The sequence below is a fragment of the Pelomonas baiyunensis genome (assembly GCF_043555935.1).
In the GTDB taxonomy this organism is placed as follows: domain Bacteria; phylum Pseudomonadota; class Gammaproteobacteria; order Burkholderiales; family Burkholderiaceae_C; genus Pelomonas; species Pelomonas baiyunensis.
Genome location: NZ_JBIGIB010000001.1, coordinates 640,079 through 664,542, shown reverse-complemented (window position 1 = coordinate 664,542; position 24,464 = coordinate 640,079). Strand labels below are relative to the sequence as shown.

General features: G+C 68.0%; 12 protein-coding genes and 1 tRNA gene. 8 read left to right on the top strand and 5 right to left on the bottom strand.

Annotation, left to right across the window (positions count from 1 at the left end):
• Positions 1–109: 109 nt before the first annotated feature.
• Complete coding sequence (alaS, locus tag ACG01O_RS02855; RefSeq protein WP_394381195.1) at positions 110–2,734, bottom strand: alanine--tRNA ligase; 2,625 nt, start codon at positions 2,732–2,734, stop codon at positions 110–112.
• Positions 2,735–2,848: 114 nt separating this feature from the next.
• Between alaS and ACG01O_RS02850 the strand changes: the two genes are divergently transcribed.
• Entirely contained in the window at positions 2,849–4,333 is a 1,485-nt protein-coding gene (locus ACG01O_RS02850) for an NAD-dependent succinate-semialdehyde dehydrogenase (protein WP_394381193.1), read from the top strand.
• Positions 4,334–4,475: 142 nt separating this feature from the next.
• Here ACG01O_RS02850 and ACG01O_RS02845 read toward each other — a convergent pair whose 3' ends face one another.
• Positions 4,476–7,847: a TonB-dependent receptor gene (locus ACG01O_RS02845; RefSeq protein WP_394381191.1), complete on the bottom strand. Its 3,372-nt coding sequence runs from the start codon at positions 7,845–7,847 to the stop codon at positions 4,476–4,478.
• A 459-nt stretch (positions 7,848–8,306) separates the two neighbouring features.
• Here ACG01O_RS02845 and ACG01O_RS02840 point away from each other — a divergent pair, with 459 nt between their 5' ends.
• From ACG01O_RS02840 to ACG01O_RS02830, 3 genes are all read left to right on the top strand, one after another.
• Positions 8,307–9,980 (top strand): bifunctional metallophosphatase/5'-nucleotidase, encoded by a 1,674-nt coding sequence (locus tag ACG01O_RS02840; RefSeq protein WP_394381189.1) that lies wholly within the window; start codon positions 8,307–8,309, stop codon positions 9,978–9,980.
• A 111-nt stretch (positions 9,981–10,091) separates the two neighbouring features.
• A complete protein-coding gene (locus ACG01O_RS02835) occupies positions 10,092–14,639 on the top strand; it encodes an EAL domain-containing protein (RefSeq protein ID WP_394381187.1) in 4,548 nt (1,515 codons plus the stop codon).
• Positions 14,636–15,187: a hypothetical protein gene (locus tag ACG01O_RS02830; protein WP_394381185.1), complete on the top strand. Its 552-nt coding sequence runs from the start codon at positions 14,636–14,638 to the stop codon at positions 15,185–15,187. The genes ACG01O_RS02835 and ACG01O_RS02830 overlap by 4 nt, the downstream gene beginning before the upstream one ends.
• A gap of 33 nt (positions 15,188–15,220) precedes the next feature.
• On the opposite strand, the gene ACG01O_RS02825 is transcribed toward ACG01O_RS02830, so the two are convergent.
• Positions 15,221–15,294 (bottom strand) — tRNA-Gly (locus ACG01O_RS02825).
• Between the two features lie 90 nt (positions 15,295–15,384).
• Here ACG01O_RS02825 and ACG01O_RS02820 point away from each other — a divergent pair.
• From ACG01O_RS02820 to rpoH, 4 genes are all read left to right on the top strand, one after another.
• A complete protein-coding gene (locus ACG01O_RS02820) occupies positions 15,385–18,000 on the top strand; it encodes an ABC transporter permease (protein WP_394381183.1) in 2,616 nt (871 codons plus the stop codon).
• Positions 17,997–21,233, top strand: a complete 3,237-nt coding sequence (locus tag ACG01O_RS02815; RefSeq protein ID WP_394381180.1) for a PAS domain S-box protein — start codon at positions 17,997–17,999, stop codon at positions 21,231–21,233. The genes ACG01O_RS02820 and ACG01O_RS02815 overlap by 4 nt, the downstream gene beginning before the upstream one ends.
• 34 nt (positions 21,234–21,267) lie before the next feature.
• Positions 21,268–21,768, top strand: a complete 501-nt coding sequence (locus ACG01O_RS02810) for a chemotaxis protein CheW (RefSeq protein WP_394381177.1) — start codon at positions 21,268–21,270, stop codon at positions 21,766–21,768.
• Between the two features lie 146 nt (positions 21,769–21,914).
• The gene (gene rpoH / locus ACG01O_RS02805; RefSeq protein WP_394381174.1) at positions 21,915–22,832 is read left to right on the top strand and encodes an RNA polymerase sigma factor RpoH; all 918 of its coding nucleotides are present in this window, start codon (positions 21,915–21,917) and stop codon (positions 22,830–22,832) included.
• 133 nt (positions 22,833–22,965) lie between these two features.
• Here the strand turns inward: rpoH and ACG01O_RS02800 are convergent, their stop codons facing one another.
• Both ACG01O_RS02800 and cyoE read right to left on the bottom strand, forming a co-directional pair.
• Positions 22,966–23,562: an SCO family protein gene (locus ACG01O_RS02800; RefSeq protein ID WP_394381171.1), complete on the bottom strand. Its 597-nt coding sequence runs from the start codon at positions 23,560–23,562 to the stop codon at positions 22,966–22,968.
• Complete coding sequence (gene cyoE, locus ACG01O_RS02795; protein ID WP_394381168.1) at positions 23,559–24,464, bottom strand: heme o synthase; 906 nt, start codon at positions 24,462–24,464, stop codon at positions 23,559–23,561. Before cyoE ends, ACG01O_RS02800 begins: the two co-directional genes overlap by 4 nt.

The following is a 24,464-nucleotide window of genomic DNA, read 5'->3' as shown; positions in this document are numbered from 1 at the left end:
ACCGCGCCGCACAGGGCCGCCTGCGTGCGCAGCGGTCCAGCGCAGCGCACAGCAAAAAGCCCGCCAGTGGCGGGCTTTTGCATGTGGGGCGCGCGGCTCGGCGCCGGGGTCAGACCCGTTCGCCCACCCAGCCAGCCACGCTGGCCAAGGCCGCGGCCACACCCGCGGGCTGCGTGCCCCCGGCCATGGCCAGGTCCGGCTTGCCACCGCCCTTGCCGCCCACTTGCTGGGCCACGAAGTTCACCAGCTCGCCGGCCTTGACCTTGCCCACGCTGTCGGCGGTCACGCCAGCGGCCAGCTGAACCTTGTCGCCGTCCACGGCCGCCAGCACGATGGCCGCGGTCTTGAGCTTGTCCTTGAGCTTGTCCATGGTCTCGCGCAGGGTCTTGGCATCGGCGCCTTCGAGCTTGGCGGCCAGCACCTTCAGGCCCTTCACGTCCACGGCCTGGGCCAGCAGTTCGTCGCCTTGGGCAGACGCCAGCTTGCTCTTGGCGGCGGTGAGCTCCTTCTCCAGCTGACGCACCTGCTCCAGCACAGCTTGCAGACGCGCGCCCAGCTCATGCGGCGTGGTCTTGAGCGTCATGGCAGCGCCCTGCACGGTGCTTTCCAGCGACTGCAGGTAGGCCAGCGCGTTGTCGCCCGTCACGGCTTCCACGCGGCGGATGCCAGCAGCCACGCCGCTTTCGGCCACGATCTTGAACAGACCGATGTCACCCGTGGCCGACACGTGCGTGCCGCCGCACAGTTCCTTGGACGAGCCGATGCTCAGCACGCGCACGGTTTCGCCGTACTTCTCGCCGAACAACATCATCGCGCCGGACTTCTGCGCATCCTCCAGCGCCATGACCTGCGCGTTGGCGCCGGCATTGGCCAGGATCTCGGCGTTCACCAGCGACTCGATCTCGCGGATTTCTTCCGCCGTCATCGGCGCGTTGTGCGCGAAGTCGAAGCGGGTGCGCTCGGCATTCACCAGCGAACCCTTTTGCTGCACGTGGGCGCCCAGCACTTCACGCAGGGCCTTGTGCATCAGGTGGGTGGCGCTGTGGTTGCGCACGGTTTTGGCACGGCGCTCGGCATCCACCTTGGCGGTGAAGGTGTCGCCCACCTTCACGGTGCCTTCCACGACCTGGCCATGGTGGCCGAAGACATCGGCCTGGATCTTGAGCGTGTCAGCCACCACCACGCGGGTCGTGCCGTTGCGCAGTTCGCCAGCGTCGCCGACCTGGCCGCCGCTCTCGGCATAGAACGGGGTGTGGTCCAGCACGATGACGGCGTCGTCACCCGCCTGGGCTTCATTGACCTGGGCGCCGTCCACGTAAATGGCCGTGACCTTGGCGGTTTCGCACACCAGGTGCTCGTAGCCGTGGAAGGTGGTGGCGGTGCCGCTGTAGGCCAGGCCTTGCGCCATCTTGAACTTGCCGGCGGCGCGGGCGCGGTTCTTCTGCTCTTCCAGCAGTTCGTTGAAGCGGGCCTCGTCCACCGTCACGCCGCGCTCGCGGCAGACGTCGGCGGTCAGGTCGACCGGGAAGCCGTAGGTGTCGTGCAGCTTGAAGGCGGTGTCGCCGTCCACGTTGCCGCCCTTGGCCAGCGCGCCTTCCAGGATTTCCATGCCGGTGGCGATGGTCTGGAAGAAGCGTTCTTCCTCTTGCTTCAGCACCTCGGTCACGCGGCCTTGGGCCTGGCGCAGCTCGGGGTAGGCATCGCCCATCTCCGCCGACAGCGCCGCCACCAGCGTGTGGAAGAACGGCGTGCGGGCGCCGAGCTTGTAGCCGTGGCGGATGGCGCGGCGGGCGATGCGGCGCAGCACGTAGCCGCGGCCGGCGTTGCCGGGGATGACGCCGTCCACCACCGTGAAGGAGCAGGCACGGATGTGGTCGGCAATGACCTTCAGGCTCGGGCTCGTGGCGTCGCAGTCACCGCCGCCGGCTGCATCGACGGCCGACTTGGCCGCGGCCAGCAGGTTCACGAAGGTGTCGATCTCGTAGTTGCTGTGCACGTGCTGCAGCACGGCTGCCAGGCGCTCCAGGCCCATGCCGGTGTCCACGCTCGGCTTGGGCAGCGGGTGCATCACGCCGTCTTCCGTGCGGTTGAACTGCATGAAGACGTTGTTCCAGATCTCGATGTAGCGGTCGCCGTCCTGCTCGGCCGAGCCCGGAGGGCCACCGGCCACGTCGGGGCCGTGGTCGTAGAAGATCTCGGTGCAGGGGCCGCAGGGGCCCGTGTCGCCCATCATCCAGAAGTTGTCGGACATGTAGCGCGCGCCCTTGTTGTCACCGATGCGCACGATGCGCTCGGCGGGCACGCCCACCACCTTGTTCCAGATCTCGTAGGCCTCGTCGTCTTCTTCGTAGACGGTGACCCACAGCTTCTCGGTCGGCAGCTTGAAGTGAACAGTCAGCAGCTCCCACGCGTACGAGATGGCGTCCTTCTTGAAGTAGTCGCCGAAGCTGAAGTTGCCCAGCATCTCGAAGAAGGTGTGGTGGCGGGCGGTGTAGCCGACGTTGTCCAGGTCGTTGTGCTTGCCGCCGGCGCGGATGCACTTCTGGCTGGTCGTGGCGCGGGTGTAGGCGCGCTTGTCGAAGCCCAGGAAGACGTCCTTGAACTGGTTCATGCCCGCGTTGGTGAACAGCAGCGTCGGGTCATCCCCCGGCACCACCGGGCTCGAGGCGACGATCTGGTGGCCTTTCGACTCAAAGAACTTCAGAAACGTCTGGCGGATCTCGGCGGCTTTCATTCCGGGGGCTTCCTGAGAGATTGACGAAATGGTCAGTGACAAAGAAGCGGGATTGTAGAGAGGGGCCATGGGCCGGCGCAGGTAGAGTGAGGCGCAATTCGAATGGAGATCCCCATGGATGCAAATTCCCTGCTCACGGCCCTCGATGACGCCAGCTTGCTGCGCACCCAGGCCTTGATCAACGGCGAATGGGTGACGGGCGCCACAAGCTTTCCCGTCACCAACCCCGCCACGGGCCAGGAACTGGCCCAGGTGCCCAACCTCGGCCGCCCCGAGGCGGACGCGGCCATCGCCGCCGCCGCCAACGCCCTGCCCGCCTGGCGCGCCAAGCCCGCCAAGGAACGCGCGGCCGTGCTGGTGCGCTGGCAGCAATTGCTGGTGAAGCACGCCGACGACCTCGCCCGACTCATGACCGCCGAGCAAGGCAAGCCGCTGGCCGAAGCCCGCGGCGAGGTGGTGTACGGCGCGAGCTTCCTCGACTGGTTTGCCGAAGAGGGCAAGCGCGTCTACGGCGAAACCATTCCCACCACCGACCCGACCAAGCGCTACCTGGTGGTGAAGCAGGCCATGGGCGTGTGCGCGGCCATCACACCGTGGAACTTCCCGCTGGCCATGATCACCCGCAAGGTGGCGCCGGCACTGGCGGCGGGCTGCACCGTGGTCATCAAGCCGGCCGAGGCCACGCCACTCACCGCGCTGGCCGTGGCGGAACTGGCGCAGCGCGCCGGCATGCCAGCCGGCGTGCTGAACGTGCTGACGGCCGACGCGGCGCAGTCCATCGAAATCGGCCACGTGCTCTGCGAGAGCGACGTGGTCAAGCACCTGTCGTTCACTGGCAGCACCGAGGTTGGCCGCATCCTGATGCGTCAGTGCGCCTCCACCGTCAAGAAGCTCAGCCTCGAGTTGGGCGGGAACGCGCCCTTCATCGTGTTCGACGATGCCGACCTCGACTCGGCGGTCGACGGCGCCATCGCCAGCAAGTACCGCAATGCCGGCCAGACCTGCGTGTGCGCCAACCGCCTGTATGTGCAGGCCGGCGTGTACGACGCCTTCCTGGAGAAGTTTGCGGCCAAGGTGGCGGCACTCAAGACCGGGAACGGGTTTGAAGCCGGCGTCAACGTCGGCCCGCTGATCGACGAGCAGGCCCTGCAAAAGGTGGCAACCCACGTGGCCGACGCCATCGCCCTGGGTGCCAAGGTGCTGGCCGGTGGCAAGCGGGTGGAATCGGCCGGCGGCCACTTCTTCGAGCCCACGTTGCTGGCCGATGCCACGCCGCAAATGCTGTGCTCGCGCGAGGAAACCTTCGGCCCGGTGGCCCCGGTCTTCAAGTTCCAGACGGAGGCCGAAGTCATCGCCCTGGCCAACGCCACCGAGTTCGGCCTGGCCAGCTACTTCTACAGCCGCGACATTGGCCGCATCTTCCGCGTGGGCGAAGCGCTGGAGTACGGCATGGTGGGTGTCAACACCGGCCTCATCTCCACGGCCGAGGTGCCGTTCGGTGGCGTGAAGCAATCGGGCCTGGGCCGCGAAGGTGGCCGGCAAGGCATTGAAGACTACGTGGAGGTGAAGTACCTCTGCCTGGGCGACATCCTCAAGTGAGCACCTGACCGCCCACCGCGGCCGCGTCAAACACGGCGGTCGCCACATGCACCACGGGCAGTGAAGCGCCCACGAAAAAGGGGCCCTTGTGGGGCCCCTTTGCTTTGACAGCGCCGATGAGGCGGCGCGGCCGTACTTGCTCTTAGAACTCGTACTTGGCGGTGAGCTGCATGGCCCACTGCGATTCGCCACGGTTTTGCTTCGTGGTGTAGTCGCCCGGATCGTTGACCGAGTAGATCATCTTGCCGGTGGTCGGGTCGATACCGGCGTAGTTGATCCAGCGGCGGGTGGTGCCACCCGTGCCGAAGCCCACTTCGTCGATGCGGCCCCAACGCTTGTTGATCAGGTTGCCGAAGTTCAGGATGTCCAGCGTGACGGTGCCCTTGTTCTTGCCGAAGAAGCCAGGGACTTCTTGGCTGACGCGGACGTCGAAGCTGTTCACGAACGGCGAGAACGAAGCGTTGCGGCCCACGGTCTTGCCCTTGGAGTTGCGCAGACCCGGGTTGGCATCCACGATGGACCAGAACTTGGCTTCAGCCACCGACGAGGTTTGTGCGGTGTAGGCGTCGATCTGGGCCTGGGTCGTGAAGGTCGAGCCCGTGGTGTTGGGCAGGCGGAAGATCACTTCGCCCGAACCCTGGCCCTTCGGGATGTACAGCAGGTCGTTGCCGGCAACGCCGTCGCCGTTGACGTCGTTGTTGAACGTCCAGCTGTAGGCGTGACCGGTGCGGCCTTCGTAGAACATGCCGAAGGTGGTCTTGTACTTGCCAAAGAACGCCTTGGACCAGTTCACGTTACCCGTGATGCGATTGCGGATCAGCGTGGCGGAGTTCGCAGCCACTTCCTCGTTCGGGTTGAACACAGCGCGGTTCAGCCAGCCCGAGTTGGCGGTCGACGAGGTCAGGCCGCTGACTTCCGTTGCGCGGGTGTAGGTGTAGGCGACGCCCCAGCCCAGACCGGTGCGGTTCGGGCTGTTCAGCGACAGGGTCAGCACGTCGCCGTCGCCCTTGCTGGTGTTCTTCAACACGGTCACGTTGTTGAAGTTGGGGTTGTTCAGCGACTTGACCAGACGACCGCAGTTGCTCGGGCTGGTGTCGTTGTTGCCGGCGTAGCACAGCGGGCTGCGGCCGGCGGCGTTGTAGTACATCTCACGACCGTCCAGGGGCGAGGTCGAGGTGACCGGGCCCAGGTTCAGGTAGTTGTAGTACAGGCCCTTGTCGACTTCGGTGTGCAGCCACTCGGCGCCAGCCACCAGGCCGTACCAGGGCAGTTCCTTGTCCAGCGCCAGGTTCATCTTCCACACGGTGGGCTGCTTCACACCCGGGGCGACGAAGTCCACGTTGGCAGCGGGCGGCGTGCCCGTGACGGCCGGCTGGTTGGCCGGGTCGGCCGAGAACTTGATGGCCGAGCAGGGCGTGGAGCCACCGCCGCAGCTGAAGTTGGCCGTGGTGACGCCCGTGTTCTGGTACGGGTTGGTCAGCCACACCGAGGCCGAGGACCCCATGAACAGGCCCACGCCACCGCGCAGCTGGGTCTTGAGCTTGTCGACCGGGTCGAACTGGTAGTTGAAGCCCAGGCGGGGCTGAACCACCTTCTGGCCGTCCAGCGTGTAGCTGTTGTCGTAGCCGAAGCCGCCGGCCTGACGGCCGTTGGTGCCGATCGTCGTGGCGCCCGATGCCGTGGCGTTGAACTTGGGCTTGTCGTCCGTGCTCAGCGTGTCCACACGCAGGCCGGCCACGATGTTCAGCTTCTTGTTGACCTTCCAGGTGTCCTGCAGGAACAGGCCCAGGTTGCTCAGCGTCCAGTTGGCCGCGCCGTCTTGCAGCGTGTTGCCAGCCAGCGGCTGCTGCACCTGGTACGACGTCGGCACGCCAGCGGCCCACAGCGCAACCGGGTCGGTGCCGCTGAAGGTGTAGACACCGCGCGTGTTTTGCAGGAACGCGTTGAAGATCTGGTTGCGCTCGAGGTCAAAGCCAGCCTTGATCTCGTGGTTGTCCAGGAACAGGTTGCCCGCGAAGAAGCTGTTGAACGTCTTCGTGTGCAGGCTGTTGAAGTGACGGCTCTGCTCGGTACCGAAGGTCAGCGTGCGGTTGCCCGTGGCCGTACCGGCCGGTGCCGTCGTCGTCCACACCAGACCCACTTGCGGCAGGTTGCTGTTGTTGATCGGGTCGCTCTTGTAGTCGCGCTGCGAGACCTTCAACTCGGTGGAGAAGTTGTCCGTCCAGTCGGCGAACCACTGGCCGACCACGGTTTCCAGCGTCTTGGCCTGCGAGTACCAGTCCGACGACAGCGACAGCTGGTTGGCGGTGAAGTTCGGGAAGATCGGGTTGGTTTCTTCCGACTTCGTGTAGCGAACGTTGACCTTGTGGTTGTCGCTGACGTTCCAGTCCAGCTTCAGCAGCGTGTCCTTGGCCACCAGTTCCACACCCTTGGGCGTGGAGAGGCTGCCGATGTCCATGCCGTACTTGGACTTGGCCATGTCGACGGCCGACTGGATCTGCGCGTCGGTCAGGCCCACGTTCACGCTGTTGCTGCCCACCGGGCCGAAGGCCGGGGTGGTGCGGCTGCTGCGCAGCTCTTCGTAGCCGGCGAAGAAGAACAGCTTGTCCTTGATGATCGGGCCGCCAGCGGTGAAGCCATACATCTTTTCGTAGAAGCCCGGGGTGCGGAAGGTGACGTTGCGCACGCGGTCGTAGCGGTCGCCCGTCAGCTTCTCGTCGCGGTACACGTAGTACACGCTGCCGGTGAACTCGTTCGTGCCCGACTTGGTCACGGCGTTGATGTTGGCGCCGGTGTAGCCCTGCTGGGTCACGTCATAGTTCGAGACGTTGACCTGCACGGCCTGGATGGCGTCGATCGAGATCGGCTGCTTCAGCGTGGGCAGGCCGTTGGACTCCAGACCGAAGGTGTCGTTCACCTTCACGCCGTCGATGGTGACGGAGTTGAAGCGGCCGTTCTGGCCGGCGACGGAGATTTCGCCGTTGCCCTTGTCGGACTGCACGACGCGCGGGTCGTTGCGGGCGTAGTCTTGCAGGCTGCGCGAGATGGACGCGTAGGCGTTCAGCTCATTGCGGCCCAGGCTCGTGCCGGCACCCATGTTGGAGCCGTCGAACTTCATCGAAGCGGCGGCCGTGCCCGTGGTCACCACGGTTTCCAGCACGTTGCTGTTGCGGAAGCGCAGTTCCAGCGATTGGGTCTCGGCCAGGGCCAGGAAGATGTCGTTCTGGACATCACGGTCGCTGCCCTTGACCGCCGTGACGGAGTAGGGGCCGCCGACGCGCAGACCGCGCACCGAGAAGCGGCCTTCGCCGTCTGCGGTGACGGTGTTGGTCGAGCCGGACTCGCGGTGGACGATGGTCACCGTGGCGCCCGCTGCGGGCTTGCCATCGGCGCCCATCACCTGACCACCGATCGCGGCGGTCGTGTTTTGCGCCATGGCAGGCGCTGCCGCGACGATGGCCACCGCGGCGCACAGCGCCGACAGCGGGAATCCGGACCCAAACCTGTTGCTCATCCCAATCACTCCTGTTGAGCGCGCTCGTGGCGCGCAGCTGATGTGTCGAAAGTTGTCACGGAACCGTCACACGACGCGCTCCGGGGTTGCTCCGGCGCGTCTGCGGAAGACGCACTCGGGCAACGGTGACGGAATTGTCATGACTTTCTGTGACAGAACTTTACGGGTAAGTCAGAAGCGGGGGTTTTTAGACGCCAGCTTCCAAACGGCGGCACTGTGCCAGTGCATGAACGGGCTGTGGTGGCGCCCACGCATCGGCGCCCAACGCCCAGCAAACGGCCCGGTGCTTGCGTGAATTCCTAGCCTCAACGCACCGTTTTGGTGCTATTTTTTCTAGAATGTAAACATTGCGCGCAAACGCTGCGCTGTCGCAAAACCGCGACAAACTACGGCGTCAAACCACCCTCGATCCTGCGGGCTTCATCGGGCCGCTCGCTGGCCTCCCCGCACGCCTTCGCCATGCCACTCCACACCCTGACTCGACTCAGCACCGCAGCGCTTTTGGTCGCCGCCTTGACCGGCTGCGCCACCACGCCGCCCACCACCGAGCTGACGCTGCTGTCCATCAACGACTTTCACGGCAACCTGCAGGCCAGCAAGCCCACGCCGTTGATGGCCCGCGTGCCGGACGCGGCAACCGGTGAGATCAAAGCCCAGCCCGCCGGCGGCGTGGCCCACCTGGCCACCGCGCTGAGCGCGCTCAAGGCCCAGCACCCGGACGCCCTCGTGGTGGCCGGGGGCGACCTGATCGGCGCCTCGCCGCTGATTTCCAGCTTGCTGCGTGACGAACCCACGCTGTCCGCGATGTCGGAGCTGGGCATTGCCGCCAGCGCCTTGGGCAACCATGAGCTGGACGCCGGCCTGCCGGAGCTGTTGCGCAAGGCGCGGGGCGAGTGCGGCCCCACGGAATGCCTGTGGCCCGGATTCAAGGGCCCCGGCTTCCCCTACCTGGGCGCCAACGTGCTGGACGCCAAGACCGGCCAGCCGCTGTTGCCCACGCACATCATCAAACAAGCCGGCCCGCTGAAGGTGGCGATCGCCGGTGTGGCGACGCTGGAAACACCGCGCGTCATCGTGGCCCGCGCCATCCAGGGCATCCGCTTTGCCGACGAGGCCGACACCCTCAACGCGCTGGTGCCCCAGCTCAAAGCCGAAGGCGCCCAGGTGCTGGTGGCCGTGATGCATGAAGGCGGCGTGCAGGGCCCCGGCGCCGGGGCCAACGACGCCAGCTACGCCTGCCCCACCCTCACCGGCCGCGTGCACGAGATCGCCAAGCGGCTGGACCCGGCCTACGCCATCGTCATTGGCGGCCACACACACCAGGCCTACACCTGCAAGATCAACGGGCGCCTGGTGGTGCAGGCCGGCAGCTACGGCGGCTGGATCACCGAAAGCCGCCTGCGCGTGAACGCCCGGGGCGAGGTGCTGGAAGCCACGGCCGTGAACCACCCGGTGCTGCAATCGGCCTTCGCCCCCAATGCCGCGCTGGCCGAACTGGTGGCGCGCGCGGCCGCACTGACCGAGGCGGCCCGCAACAAGCCCGTTGCCACCCTGCCCCAGGGCGCCACGCGCAACGCACGCGCGCCCCACGGTGACTCGACGCTGGGCAACCTGATTGCCGACAGCCAGCTCGCCTACGCCCGCAAGCAAGGCCCGGCGGATGTGGCGTTCATGAACCCGGGGGGCATTCGCGCCGACCTGAGTGTGGAGCCCGGCAAGCCCACCACCATGAGCGACCTGCTGGCCATCCAGCCGTTTGGCAACGACATCGTCGCCGTGACGCTGAGCGGCCAGCAACTTCGTGACATCCTGCTGCGCCAACTGCCCAAGGGCGACGCCGCGCCACGCATGCTCCAGCCCTCCGGCACCCTGCGCTACCGCTGGCACACCGGTGACGACGGCACGCCGCAACTGGATGAGGTGACGCTGAGCGGCCAACCTCTCGACCTGCAGCGAGACTACCGCGTGATCATCAACAACTTCCTGTCCGAAGGCGGCGACGCCCAGACCGGCTTCAAGCACGGGCGGGATCGCACCCTGATCGGCACCGACATCGACGCGCTGGTGGAATGGCTGCGCGACCAGCCCACTGCCCTGCAGCAAGCGGCCCCGGGACGCATCGTCAAACGCTGACACGGCATGGCGGGGCCAAGGGGGGGCTCGCCTGTCAATGGGACCCCTAACGCGCCCCTCGTGGCGTATGCTGCGCTGGCAATCGATTGGATTGCAGCACAGGATGCGCCCATGCTGTCGACTGCAAATTCGGAGCTCTCCACCGCCCTGACGCCCTTCGAGGGCTACGTGGTGGGCATCGGGGCTTCGGCTGGGGGGCTGGAGGCCTTGCAGCAGGTGCTGCCAGGCCTGCCCGGACGGGCGGACATGTGCTACGTGGTGTTGCAGCACCTCGCCCCCACGCACCGCTCGCTGATGGCCGACATCCTCTCGCGCCAAACCGCATTGGTGGTGCGCGAGATCCAGGACGGCACCGCACTGGCGCCGGGCTGCCTGTTCGTGTGCCCGCCGAACGCGCATGTCGAATACGACGGCAGCCGACTGCGCTTGACCGTGCCAGACCCGCAGTCCCTGCCCCGCCCGTCGATCAACCTGTTCTTTGCGTCCCTGGCCGACACGGCGGGCCCGCAGGCGGTGGGCGTGGTGCTGTCCGGCACGGGCAGCGACGGCGCCATCGGTCTGCGGCGCATCCTTGCCGAGGGCGGGCGGGTCCTGGTGCAGGCGCCCCGAACCGCCAAATACAGCGGCATGCCCGAAGCAGCGCTGGACAGCGTGGGCGCCGACCTCTCTCGAACGCCCGAGGGCATCGGTGCAGCGCTGGCGGACTTGCCTTCCGCCGGCAGTGGCCCCACAGACCTGGGCGCAGCAGCGGCAAACGCCGACAGCTTTCAGGGCCTGTTCGCCCTGCTGCGGCGGCACGGCGGCATTGACTTTGAGCTCTACAAAGAAGCCACGCTGATGCGCCGCATCTCGCGCCGCATGCAAGCGCGCAGCGTCGACACGCCCGCCGATTACCTGCACCTGTGCGAGAGCGATGCGGCCGAACTGGACCAACTCACGCGCGATGCGCTGATCTCCGTCACCACGTTCTGGCGCGACAGCGAAGCCTTCAGCGCCCTGGCCGAGCATGTGCGGGAGCAACTGAAGGCGCGCGACACCGACAGCCCGCTGCGCATCTGGGTGGCGGGCTGCGCCACGGGTGAGGAGGCCTACTCGCTGGCCATGGTGTATGCGGAAGCGCTCGAGGGCCACGCGGCCAGCGACACGTTCCAGATCTTCGCCACCGACCTGGACATGGAGGCCTTGGCCATTGCGCGCCGTGGCGTGTACCCGGCGTCGGCCGTGGCAGGGTTGCCCGCGCTGCTGCGCGCGCGTCATTTCAAACCCGTGAGTGCGCAGTTCGAGTTCTCACGCCGGCTGCGAGAGCGGGTGGTGTTTTCACGGCAAGACGTGACGCGCGACCCGCCCCTGCCGCGCATGGACCTCATCAGCTGCCGCAACCTGCTGATTTACCTGAAACCCGATGCGCAGTCCCGCGTGATGGCGGCGTTCCATTACGCGCTGAAGCCGCAGGGCTTGCTGTTCCTCGGCCGCAGCGAATCGGTGCTGCACCACGAGGCCTTGTTCGCTCCGGTCAAGCACGTCGACCGGCTGTACGAGCGCAGACCCGGCCCCGCGCAGCTGGCCACACTGACCTCGTCGTTGCCCAACGCCGCGGCGGGCAGTGTGGGTCGGCGGGCCCCCACTGCCGATGCCGAAAGCCAACTGCTTCGGCTGGCGGCCGACCACTACCTGCCCCCCTGCGTGCTGCTGGACGATCGGCTGCAGGTGCTACACATCCACGGAGATGTCGGCCCCTTCCTGGGGCTGCAGCCGGGTGCGCAAACGTTTGACCTCATGTCCCTGGCGCGGCCGGAGGTGGCGGCCCAGCTTCGTGCCCTGTGCGCGCTGCCGCTGGATGCCAGCGAGCCCACGCACACCGAGCTGCTCATCAGCACCGGCCGCAGTCGCCAAGCCTGGCGTGCCGTGCTGCACCCCTTTCAACGCGGCCACCGTCACCAAGCCCTGCTGGCCTTCTTGAAGCGCCAGCGCACACGGCCGACGCCGTCTGCAGCACAGGCCAGCACCGAAGTGAACCCCGCCGCCGCGTTGGTTGGCAGCGGAGACGCCAGCGAGCAACTGCGGGCCCTGGTGTCGCAACTCGAGACCAACGCCGAAGAGATGCAGGCGCTGAACGAGGAAGCCCAAGCCACCAACGAGGAACTGCAGGCGAGCAACGAAGAGCTGGAAGCCGCCAACGAAGAGTTGCAGGCCACCAACCAGGAACTGGCCACGGTCAATGCCGAGCTGAACCACCACTGGCGCCTGCACCAGTTGCTGACGGACGAGTTGCAGGCCATCCAGAACTGCATCGACCTGCCCCTGCTGGTGGTGGACGAGCACCTGGCCATCACCCGCTTCAACGACGCGGCGGCGCGCATCTTCCTGCTCAGCCCGGGCTGCGAAGGCCTGCACATTTCCACGGTCCGCCGCCCGCGGGGCATGCCCGACTTCACCGGGGCGCTGCACCAGGCCATGGTGTCGGCCAGCACCGTCTCGGTGCCGCTGCCGCCCACGGACGATGGCCGCGAGTACGTGCTGCACGTGGCCCACAAAGTCACCGGCGGCGTGCGGCGCGGCATGGTCATCACCCTCACGGACAACACCGACGTTGCCCGTGATGAACGCGCCCAGCAGCGCACAGACCACCACCTGGATCGAGCCGTGCAAGCGGGCGCACTCATGCTTGCCGTCAAAGACGCCTCGGGCCGCTACCTGTTCGCCAACCCAGCCTACTGCCGCTTCCTGGAGGTCGAGGCTGACACGCTGTTGGGCCGAACCGATGCCCTGAGCTTGCCGCCGGCCCTGGCCCAACCGCTGCGCGCGGGTGACTTGCAGGCCTTGAACGAACGCCCCGTTCCGCCGCGCGACGAAACGCTCTCGGTTCAAGGGCAAGACAAAGCCTGGCACGTGCATCGCACGCCCTTGCATGACGCCGACGGCACCTTGGCAGGCGTGACGGTGCAGGCCATGGACATCACCGCCCGACAGCGCACCGACCAAGGCGCCCACACCGCCGCCGCGGCGTTCGAGCACTGCGGGCAGGCCCAGATCGTCACCGACGCCGAGTACCGCATCGTCAAGGTCAACCCCGCCTTCACCCGCATCACCGGCTACTCCGCCGAGGAAGCCATCGGCAAGACGCCGCAGATGCTGGCCTCGCCGCGGCACGACGCGGCGTTCTTTGAGAACCTGTGGCGGCAGGTGGGTGACGCCGGGATGTGGGAAGGTGAAATCTGGAACCGCCGCAAGGCGGGCGACGAGTTCCCCGAGTGGCTGACGCTTGCCGCCCTGCGCGACGCCCAGGGCCAGGTCAGCCACTACACCGGGGTGTTTTCCGACATCACCGTGTTGGCCCGCGAGCAAGAGCAAGCGGCCCAGCTCGCCACGCATGACCCCCTCACCAAACTGCCCAACCGGCGCCTGCTGCTGGACCGCCTCAAGCACGCGCTGCAGGCGGCCGAGCGCGGCCACAGCGAGGTGGCGGTCGTGTTCCTGGACCTGGACAACTTCAAACACGTCAACGACAGCCTCGGCCATGAAGCGGGGGACGACATGCTGTGCACCGCCGCGCGGCGCATCAGCGAAAGCGTGCGGGCGGCCGACACCGTCGCCCGCCTGGGCGGCGACGAGTTCGTGGTGGTGCTGGAGAACACATCGCGCCACGAATGCCTGCAAACGGTGGAACGCATCAGCCGCAGCCTGTCGCAAACCTTCACGCTGCAAGACACCGTGCTCACCACCGCAGCCAGCATCGGCATCACGCTCTACCCATCCGACGGCAAAGACAGCAACGCCCTGATGCGCAACGCCGACGCCGCCATGTACCGCGCCAAGCGCAGCGGCCGCGGGCGCTATGTGTTTTTCTCGTCCGAGGTGGGAGAAAGCGCCCGCAACCGGCTCACGGTGGAGAGCGAGCTGCGCAAGGCCGTGACCAACCGGGAGCTGCGCCTGCACTACCAACCGCAGGTCGACGCGCAGACCGGCGCCCTGCTCGGTGTGGAAGCCCTGCTGCGCTGGCCCACGGCCGATGGCAACTGGGTGGCGCCCTCCCTCTTCCTGCCCATCGCCGAGGAAACCTCGCTGATCGAGGAAATTGGTGACTGGGTGCTGGACGCCGCCTGCGCCCAACTCGCGCAGTGGCGCGCCGCCGGGCTGCACGAGCTGATGGTGTCGGTCAACGTGGCACCCCGGCAGTTGCGCGACCGCAGTTTTGCCGACAAGCTGCAAGGCCACCTGATGCACCACCGCATTCCCGGCGACCGGCTGGTGCTCGAAATCACCGAGGGCGCACTCATGCAACAACGCGAGCACCTGGAGCCTTTGCTGCAGCAGCTGCGGCGCCTGAACGTGCAGCTGTCGCTGGACGACTTTGGCACCGGCTACTCCTCACTCGCGCGCTTGCGCCAGTTGCCGCTGACCGAGCTCAAGATCGACCGCAGCTTCATCGACGGCGTGGTGGACCAGCGCGACGACCGCGAGATCGTCACCGCCATCATGGCCATGGCCCATGCGCTGGGCCTGCGTGTGGTGGCTGAAGGCGTGGAAACCGAGGCGCAGGCCGACTGCCTGCGTGGCTTTCACTGCCCGCCCGTGGTGCAGGGCTACCACGTGGCCCGGCCCATGCCGCCCGACCAACTGCTGCAGTGGCAGCAGTCCCAACCGCAAATGGCCGGATGAACCCCGACGCCACGGCCGACCGCTGGTACCGCGTCGACGCGGATGACCGCATCGTTGAGGTAGACCCGGACTGGGATCAGTTCGCGGAGGCCAACGGCGGCCACACCGCCACGTCCGCCCACGTGCTGGGGCAGCCCTTGAGCGACTTCCTGAGCGGTGACGTGACTCGCATGTTTCTGGCCGCCGCGCTGGAAGCCACACGGCTCACCGGCTTGCCCCGCACGCTGGCCTATCGATGTGACGCCCCGGGCATGCGCCGCAGCCTTGAAATGACGGTGCAGCCGCTGCCCGAGGGCGAGGTGCTGGTTCAGCATCGGCTCCTCAGTGCCACCCCCAAGGCCAGCGCCACCACCTTCCGCTACGGCCAACCACCGCGCGCTGCGTGGTACCGGTGCAGCCAGTGCTTGCGCTTGCGAGCCGCGAACGCCGCCACCGCCTGGCAACCTCCGGAGCAACTGGACCTCCCCCCGGCCGCCCGCAGCGTGGTGGTGGCCGACACCGTCTGCGCCGACTGCCTGCACGCCGCCGCCACGGTGGCCGCACCATGAAAAACGGCCCCGAGTGGGGCCGTTGATGAATGCTGGAGCGGGTGATGGGAATCGAACCCACGTATCGAGCTTGGGAAGCTAGCGTTCTACCATTGAACTACACCCGCAGCGCCCGAGAGTTTACAGGCGTCTGAGCGCGCTTTGACCCGGTATCCGACCCGGGGCACCGATGAAGCCGCGCCGCTACAGTGACGCGCATGACGTTGCCCGCCCGAGTTGACCTGCGCCCGCCTTCCACTTTGGCCGTTGCATGGCGTCAGCTGTGGCGCGACTGGCGCGCCGGTGAATTGCGGCTGCTGATGCTGGCCGTGGCGCTGGCGGTGGCCGCGCTGTGCGCCGTGGCGTTTCTGTCGGACCGGCTGGACCAAGGGCTGCGCCGCGATGCCGGTCAGCTGCTGGGCGGAGATGCGGTGGTGGCGAGTGACCAGCCCACGCCCGAGGCGCTGGTGGACCTGGCTCGCCAGCTGCAGCTGACCACCGTGCGCAGCGCGAGCTTCCCCAGCATGGCCCGCGTACCCGACGCCCAGGGCGGCGAGAGCCGCTTGGTGGCCGTGAAGTCGGTATCGCCTGGCTACCCGCTTCGCGGCCGGGTCAGCTTCCGCGCAGCCCTGCCCGGCCAGGGCGCGGCACCCGCGGCCGGTGAGGTGTGGATCGACCCCGCCTTGGCCGATGGCCTGAGCCTGCGGTTGGGGGACCCGCTGCTGCTGGGTGACAGCCAGTTCCGCGTGAGTGCCTTGATCGAGACCGAGCCCGACCGCGGCGCCGGGTTCATGAACTTCGCCCCCCGGGTGATGCTGGCCGAGCAGGACCTGGCCGCCACCCACCTGGTGCAACCGGCCAGCCGCATTGCCTACCGGATGGCCCTGGTGCCGGCGCCGGGCGCTGCCACGGACGCCATCGCCCGGTTTGTGGCCGGCGCGCAGGCCGAGATCGACCAGCGCAAGCTGCGCGGGGTGCGGTTGGAGTCGCTGGAGTCCGGCCGGCCCGAAATGCAGCAGACGCTGGACCGCGCGGCGCGGTTCCTGCGGCTGGTGGCCATGCTGTCGGCCCTGCTGGCGGCCGTGGCCGTGGCCCTGGCGGCGCGCGACTTTGCCGCGCGCCACCTGGACGCCTGCGCCATGATGCGCGTGCTGGGGCAACCGCAGCGCCGCATTGCCTGGGCGTACACGGCCGAGTTCCTGATGGCTGGCCTGGCCGCCAGCACGGTGGGCGTGCTGCTGGGGCTGGGGCTGCACCAGGTGTTCGTGTCTCTGCTGGCAGGGCTGATCGACGTGGCGCTGCCGGCGCCCAGCCTGTGGCCGGCGCTGCTGGGCCTGGGGCTGGGGTTGTCGTTGCTGATGGGCTTTGGCCTGCCGCCGGTGCTGCAACTGGCGGCCGTGCCGCCGCTGCGGGTGATCCGCCGGGACCTGGGCGCTCCCAAGGCGGGCTCGCTGCTGGTGCTGGCCGCCGGTGTGGCGGGCCTGGGCGCCATCTTGGTGGTGCTGGCGGGCGACTTGGTGCTGGGCGGCATTGCTGCGGCGGGCTTTGCAGGCGCGGTGCTGGTGTTTGCGGGCTTGGCCTGGGCGGCGGTGCGGCTGCTGCGCCGCCTGGTGCCCAGCGAGGTGCCGGGGGCGCGCGTGCCGCGCTGGCTGCTGCTGGCCACCCGCCAGGTGGCGGCGCGGCCGGGGTTCGCGGTCATGCAGGTGTCGTCGCTGGCGGTGGGCCTGCTGGCGCTGGCGTTGCTGGTGCTGCTGCGCACGGACCTCATCGACAGCTGGCGCCAGGCCACGCCGGCCTCGGCGCCGGACCGGTTCGTCATCAACATCCAGCCCGATCAGGCGGCCGACTTTCGCCAGACCCTGACCGAGGCCGGGGTGACGCAGTACGACTGGTATCCCATGATTCGCGGCCGGCTGACCACGATCAACGGCCAAGCCGTGCAGGGTCGTCAGTTCGCCGATGAACGCGCGCAACGGCTGGCCGAACGCGAGTTCAACCTCAGCCACACCGCCACGCTGCCTGACCACAACCGCCTGGCGGGCGGGCAATGGGGCGAGGCGCCGGCAGCCCGGCCTGACACCGCCGGCACGCCCGGAGCTGGGGCCGGAGCCGGGGCACAACTTGCGATGAGCGTGGAAGAAGGCCTGGCCAAATCCCTGGGCCTGAAGCTGGGCGATGCGCTGAGCTTCGACATCGCCGGAACGCCCGTCCAGGGCCGCGTCACCAGCCTGCGCAAGGTGGACTGGTCGTCCATGCGGGTGAACTTCTTCGTGCTGTTCGAGGCGGACGCCCTGCCCGAGTTGCCCGCCACGCAAATCGCGGCCTACCGCACGCCCGCGGCGGCGGGGCTGGACCGTGCGCTCGCCCGGCGCTTTCCCAACCTCACGGTCATCGATGTTTCGGCCCAGCTGAATCAAGTGCAGGGCGTGCTGAACCAGGTCATCCAGGCGGTGCAGTTCCTGTTTGCCTTCACGCTCGCCACGGGCCTGGTGGTGCTGCTGACCGCCGTGGGCAGCACGCGCGAGGCGCGCACCCGGGAGTTCGCCCTGATGCGGGCCTTGGGCGCTCCCAGCGCGCTGTTGGCGCAGGTGCAGCGCGCCGAGTTGCTGGGCGTGGGCGCGCTGGCCGGGTTCCTGGCCGGCGGCGTGGCTTTGCTGATGGCGGCGCTGCTGGCGCGCTACGTGTTTCAGTTTGAATGGGCCTTGAAGCCCTGGGTGCCGCTGGGCACGGCGGCGGTGGGCGCACTGCTGGCGTGGGCCGCCGGCTGGTGGAGCCTGCGCGGGGTGTTGCAGCGCCCCGTGGTGCAAACGCTGCGGGAAGCACGCGCGGAATGAACCTCGAAAGCCGGCCTTGGGCGAGTGGTGCCGGCATGGGCCGGTACCTGGCGCTGTCGGCCGGCATCACGCTCGTTTACTACCTGCTGGGCCGCCTGGGGCTGCTGATGGTGCTGCCGCCCTACCAGGTGGCGCCCATCTACCCCGCCGCGGGCTGGGGCCTGGCGGTGCTGCTGGTGGGCGGGCTGCGCTACCTGCCGGCCGTGGGGCTGGGGTCGTTTGTGGTGCAGGTCACCAGCATGTCGGGCCTGGCGGTGCCGGTGGAGTTGGTGGCGGCCGCCATTGCGGTGGGGGCCTCTGCCCAGGCGGCGGCGGGCACCTGGCTGATGCGCCGGTGGTGCGGCCGGCCGCTGGTGCTGGCCTCGCCGCGCGAGGTGGCGGCCTACCTGGCCGCCGTCGCCTTGGCCGGCTTGATCAGCCCCACCTGGGCCACCTTGGTGTTGAAGGGCGCGAACGCGATCAGCACGTCACAAATGGCCGTGGTCTGGACGGTCTGGGCCACCGGCGACCTGATGGGCGTGCTGATTGCCACGCCCATCACGCTGGCACTCATCGGGCATCCGCGCAGCGCCTGGGCGTCGCGTCGGCTGAGCGTGGGCTTGCCGATGCTGGCCACCACCTTGCTCGTCGGGCTGGGTGTGGCCGCCACGGTGGAGTGGGACCGGCAGAGCAACCGCGCCGATTTCACCCGCGAGGCCACCACGGCGGCCCAAGGTTTTGCCGCCCGGCTGCGCGAGCCGCTGATGGCCCTGGAGGCCACGCACGGCCTGGTGAAGGTGGTGCCCCGTCCGACGCGCGACCAATTCGTCAAGGCAACCGAGGGCTTCCTGCAGGGCGACACCCCACTGCTGGCCCTGGGGCAGACGCTGCGGGTGGCGCGGTCCGATCTGACGAAGTTCAACGCGGCGGCACGCACCGATGCCTTTCCGGGCGGCCTTCAGGCCCGCGACCGGCTGCGTGCCGGCGACCTGCGCCCACCGCCCGAGGAAGACCTCTACGTCATCCGGCTGATCGAACCGTTGTCACGCAACGCGCCGGCCTTGGGCATCAACGTGCGGACCATCCCGGGGGCCAAGGCAGCGATCGAGACCGCCGCACAGCGCGGGCAAGCAGTGGCTTCGGCCGGGTTCCAGCTCTCGCAAGACCGCGAGGCCGCGCTGGGCGTGGTGGTGTACCAGCCGCTGTACCGCGCTGGCCAGCCCCCCAGCGAAGCGGCGCTGGACGGCGTGGTGTTCGCGACCCTGCGACCCGACATCCTGCTGGCCCGGCTGAGTGCGAGCTGGCCGCCCTACCTGGGCGCTTGCCTCGTGGACCTGGAGCCGTCTGCGGCGTACACGCGCCTGGCCGGTCGCCCGGGCTGCGAGGCACTGGTGCGCACGGCCGACGCGCCGTTTCCGGTGGTCACCTTGCCGCTGGAGTTCGGCGGCCGCCGGTGGGAGCTGCGCATGCACGACCTGCCCGGCATGGCGCCGACGGCCGGGCGCAGTTGGGCTTTCGCGCTGGTGGGGCTGCTGGCCACCGCAATGGTGGGGGCGTTGCTGCTGCTGATGTCCGGCCGCACCCTGCACGTGGAAGCGATGGTGCGCGAGCGCACCGCCGCCCTCGCCCGCGAAACCGCCAACCGGGCCGAGGGCGAACAGGCACTCACGCGAAGCGAACAGCGCTTTCGCAGCATCTTCGAGACCGCCCCCATCGGCATCGCCTTCACCGATCTGAATGGCGCCTTCCAGGAGGTGAACCCACAGTTCTGCCACCTCGTCGGGTACGCCGCGGAGGCACTGATGGGGCGGCGGTCGATTGAAGTGACGCACCCGGACGACCGGCAGGAAGACGTCCGGCTGGGCCGGCGCCTCACACGCGGCGAGATTCCGTTCTACCGGCGACTCAAGCGCTATGTGCGCCCGGACGGCCACGTGGTGCATGCGCGGGTGCTGGTCAGCCTGCTGCGCGGGCCGGATGGCCGCCCGCACCGCTTGGTGGGCGTGGTGGAAGACATCACCGACCAACTCCGCATCGAAGAACTGGACCGCGCCCGCGCCGCCGCCGAAGCCGCCAACCAGGCGAAGAACGACTTCCTTTCGCGCATGAGCCACGAGCTGCGCACACCGATGAACGCCATCCTCGGCTTTGCCCAGTTGATGCAGATGGACCTGACCGAGCCGCTGCCCCCCGCACAGCGCAACCGCGCTCAGCAGATCGGGCACGCGGGCTGGCATCTGCTGGAGATGATCAACGACACGCTGGACCTGTCCCGCATCGAGTCCGGCTCCCTGCGGCTGACCCTGGGCCCGCTGGAGTTGCCCACGCTGCTGGCGCGCAGCCTGGCCCTGGTGCAAGGCCAGGCGGCCGAGCGCGGCATCAGCCTGCATCAGCACGTGGCCGACGGCGCCACCCGCATCACCGGCGATGCCACGCGCGTGACGCAGATCCTGACCAACCTGCTGAGCAACGCGGTCAAGTACAACCGCCCAGGGGGCAGCGTGCGCATCGACGCCAGCCGCCCCGAGCCCGGTTGGGTGGAAGTGGCGGTGACCGACACCGGCCTGGGCCTCACGGAAGAACAGCGCGAGGCCCTGTTCCAGCCCTTCAACCGGCTGGGCCGCGAGCAGAGCAACCTGCCGGGCACCGGCATTGGGCTGGTCATCAGCCAGCGCCTGGCCGAAATGATGGGTGGGAGCCTGCGCGCGGAAGCCAACGGCGGGCCGGGCGCCCGCTTCGTGGTGCGCCTGCCCGAAGCGGCGGCATCGGGCCCGGTCAGTTCAGCGCCGCCGCTCGACGCCCCGGCGCCGCCCGCTTGGCAACCGCCCGCGCCGCCTGCCACCGGCACATCCGCGCAAGCGGCGGGCCCGCACCGGGTGCTGTACATCGAAGACAACCCGCTCAATGCCGACGTCATCCGCGGCATGCTGGCCCAGCGGGGCGATGTGGTGCTGGAAGTCGCCACCACGGCGGAAGCCGGCCTCAAGGCCTTGCAGTCCCAGCCGCCGGCTCTGCTGCTGCTGGACTGGCAGTTGCCCGATGGCGATGGCTTGACCGTGCTGAACACCCTCCAAGCCCGCCAGGTGCGCATGCCGGTGGTGGTGCTGTCGGCCAATGCACAACCCGAACAACTCGCCCAGGCACGGGCCGCCGGCGCCTGGCATTACCTGACCAAGCCGCTGGACATTCAGGCGCTGCAAGCCCTGGTCGACCAGTTGTTGGCCGGGCGGGCCGAGCCGGAGCGGGCAAAATGAGGTCCCAGTTCAGTCCAACCTCCCGAAGCGCCCGATGAGTTCCACCGACCTCGTTCCCAGCACCGGCGCCCAGGCCGTGCAGGCCCAGGCAAGCCACGACGGCCGCCAGTTCCTGACCTTCCGCATTGGCGAGGAGGAATACGGTCTGGACATCCTGCGCGTGCAGGAAATCCGCTCCTACGAGCCGCCCACCCGCGTGGCGAATGCGCCGGTGTACGTCAAAGGCGTGGTGAACCTGCGCGGCGTGATCGTGCCCATCCTGGACCTGCGCGTGCGCCTGGGTCAGCCCAGCGAGTACAACGCCTTCACGGTCGTGATCGTGCTGAACGTCGCCGGCCGGGTGGTGGGCATCGTGGTGGACTCGGTCTCGGACGTGCTGGAACTCAGCCACGAAGAGATCAAGCCCCGCCCCGAAGTGCCGGCCGCGATGGACGCGCGCTTCATCACCGGCCTGGGCAAGATCGGCGAGCGCATGCTGATCCTGCTGGACATCGAAGCCATGATCAAAAGCCCGGACTTCGGGCTCGTCGACTGAGCACAAGTGAGCAGCCGCCCACTGTTTCAGCGGCTGAAACACTGCATTCCTGAGACATCGTCGCTGGCATTAGCACTCACCAAATCAGAGTGCTAATATTCCTGTCACCGCTGGATTGCACCCAGCGGCCATGAAGGATCAAGACGATGTCCGCCTCTTCTGCCATTGCCGTCCGCGACCCCTGGGCCCTGGTGCCCTCGCTGGGCAATCTGGACGCCTACATCTCCGCGGTCAACCGCCTGCCCCTGCTGACCGCCGAGGAAGAAAACTCCGCCGCGCGCAGCCTGCGTGACAAGGGCGACCTCGAAGCTGCCGGCCGGCTGGTGCTGTCGCACCTGCGCTTGGTGGTGTCCATCTCGCGCCAGTACGTCGGCTACGGTCTGCCCCAGGGCGACCTGATCCAGGAAGGCAACGTCGGCCTGATGAAGGCCGTCAAGCGCTTCGACCCGGATCAAGGCGTTCGCCTGGTCAGCTATGCGATGCACTGGATCAAGGCCGAGATCCACGAGTACATCCTGAAGAACTGGCGCATGGTCAAGGTCGCCACGACCAAAGCTCAACGCAAGCTGTTCTTCAACCTGCGCTCGATGAAGCACCAGCTGAAGGCCGATCAGGCCGACGGCCAGACGCACCGCAACACGCTGAGCGAAGCCGAGATCGCCCATGTGGCGCGCGAGCTCAACGTGAAGCGCGAAGAAGTGCTGGAGATGGAAACGCGCCTGTCGGGCGGGGACGTGGCCCTGGAGCCGCAAACCGATGACGACGGTGAAGCGTTTGCCCCCATCGCCTACCTGGCCGACGACAGCCACGAGCCCACGCGGGTCATCGAGGCCCGCTCGCGCGACGCCCTCGCCGGTGACGGCATTGCCCGCGCGCTGGACGTGCTGGACCCGCGCAGCCGCCGCATCGTGGAAGAACGCTGGCTGAAGGTGAACGACGACGCTTCCGGCGGCATGACGCTGCACGAACTCGCTGCCGAGTACGGCGTGTCGGCCGAACGCATCCGCCAGATCGAAGTTGCCGCGATGAAGAAGATGAAGAAGGCGCTCACCGAAGCCGCCTGATCCCTGCTCCGCGCCCGTCACAAAGCCCCGCACTGCGGGGCTTTGTTCATCCGGCGACACCCGAGGGTACGGCACCGCCGGCCCTGCGGGTGTGCCCCTTGAGGGGGCGGCCGAAGGCCACAGGGGCAGAGGTCTACTTCTCGGCGAGCAACAGCTTGATGTCGTCGGCCAGCGGCTGGGCACCGGCCCCGTAGCGGGCGTACACGCGCACCCGCCCTTCGGTGTCGAAGAGGAAGCTGGCCGCGGTGTGGTCCATGGTGTAGCTCTCAGGCGTCTTGCCGGGCACCTTGGCGTAGAAGACCTTGAACTCCTTGGCGGCAGCCTGCGTCTGCTCCGCGCTGCCTCGCAAGGCCACAAAGCTCGGGTCGAAGCTCGCCATGTACGACTTCAACAACTGCGCGGTGTCACGCTCCGGGTCCACGGTCACGAAGATGCCCTGCACCTTGTCGCCGTCCGCGCCGAGGGAGCGCTTCACCTCGGCCACCTCAGCCATCGTGGTGGGGCACACGTCGGGGCACTGGGTGTAGCCGAAGAACACCACCAGCACTTTGCCTTTGAAGTCCGCCAGCGAGCGCGCGCGACCGTCTTGGTCGGTGAGGTTCAACTGACGGGCGTATTCGGCGCCCGTGAGTTCCACGCCCTTGAAAGCCGGGCGGTCGGGGCCCGCTTTCTGGCAAGCGGTCAAAGCCAGGGCAAGCGAGCCCAGGAGCACGAGGCGGCGAGTGGTCATGCGATGTAGTGGTCGATGAGCAGTGCCGCGAACAACAGCGACAGGTGCCAGATGGAGAACCAGAAGGTGCGACGCGCCAGCGCTTCGGAATACTGCCGCCACAGGCGCAGCGCGTACCCGCAGAAGCCCAAGCCCAGGCCGACCGCACTCACCAGATAGAACCAGCCACTCATGCCCGTGAGGAAGGGCAGCAGCGTGGCCGCCAGCAACACCCAGGTGTAGAGCAGGATCTGCAGGCGCGTGTAGTCGTTGCCATGCGTCACCGGCAACATGGGCAGCCCGGCGCGGGCGTAGTCTTCGGCCCGGTACAGGGCCAGAGCCCAGAAGTGCGGCGGCGTCCAGAGGAAGATGATCAGGCACAGCAGCCAGGCCTCAAAGCCCAACTCTCCCCGCAGCGCGGCCCAACCCAGCACCGGCGGCATGGCACCCGAGGCCCCGCCGATCACGATGTTCTGCGGGGTCATCGGCTTCAGGATGACCGTGTAGACGACCGCATAGCCCACGAAGGTGGCGAAGGTGAGCCACATGGTCAGCACGTTGACCCAAATCGCAAGCAACGCCATGCCGGCGGCACACAGCAGCGCCGAGAACAACAGCGTCTGCGACCGGCTCAGTTCGCCCTTGGCGGTGGCGCGCCAAGCGGTGCGCTTCATGCGGGCGTCAATGCCGTCCTCAATCAGGCAGTTGAAAGCCGCGGCGGCGCCGGCCACCAGCCAGATGCCTGCCACGGCCGCAGCCATGGTGCCGAACTGGGCGGCACTGGGCAGCCCAGGCACAGCCAGCGCCATGCCGATGGCCGCACAAAACACGATGAGCTGAACCACGCGGGGCTTGGTCAGTTGGTAGTACTGCTGCCAGCGCGAATGCAGTGGCGCCCCGGTGGCGGTGGAAGTGGAAGCCAT

Excerpts from the sequence above, each read along its gene's own strand:
- alaS (WP_394381195.1), bottom strand. The coding sequence starts at position 2,734 with ATGAAAGCCGCCGAGATCCGCCAGACGTTTCTGAAGTTCTTTGAGTCG.
- ACG01O_RS02850 (WP_394381193.1), top strand. The coding sequence starts at position 2,849 with ATGGATGCAAATTCCCTGCTCACGGCCCTCGATGACGCCAGCTTGCTG.
- ACG01O_RS02845 (WP_394381191.1), bottom strand. The coding sequence starts at position 7,847 with ATGAGCAACAGGTTTGGGTCCGGATTCCCGCTGTCGGCGCTGTGCGCC.
- ACG01O_RS02840 (WP_394381189.1), top strand. The coding sequence starts at position 8,307 with ATGCCACTCCACACCCTGACTCGACTCAGCACCGCAGCGCTTTTGGTC.
- ACG01O_RS02835 (WP_394381187.1), top strand. The coding sequence starts at position 10,092 with ATGCTGTCGACTGCAAATTCGGAGCTCTCCACCGCCCTGACGCCCTTC.
- ACG01O_RS02830 (WP_394381185.1), top strand. The coding sequence starts at position 14,636 with ATGAACCCCGACGCCACGGCCGACCGCTGGTACCGCGTCGACGCGGAT.
- ACG01O_RS02820 (WP_394381183.1), top strand. The coding sequence starts at position 15,385 with ATGACGTTGCCCGCCCGAGTTGACCTGCGCCCGCCTTCCACTTTGGCC.
- ACG01O_RS02815 (WP_394381180.1), top strand. The coding sequence starts at position 17,997 with ATGAACCTCGAAAGCCGGCCTTGGGCGAGTGGTGCCGGCATGGGCCGG.
- ACG01O_RS02810 (WP_394381177.1), top strand. The coding sequence starts at position 21,268 with ATGAGTTCCACCGACCTCGTTCCCAGCACCGGCGCCCAGGCCGTGCAG.
- rpoH (WP_394381174.1), top strand. The coding sequence starts at position 21,915 with ATGTCCGCCTCTTCTGCCATTGCCGTCCGCGACCCCTGGGCCCTGGTG.
- ACG01O_RS02800 (WP_394381171.1), bottom strand. The coding sequence starts at position 23,562 with ATGACCACTCGCCGCCTCGTGCTCCTGGGCTCGCTTGCCCTGGCTTTG.
- cyoE (WP_394381168.1), bottom strand. The coding sequence starts at position 24,464 with ATGGCTTCCACTTCCACCGCCACCGGGGCGCCACTGCATTCGCGCTGG.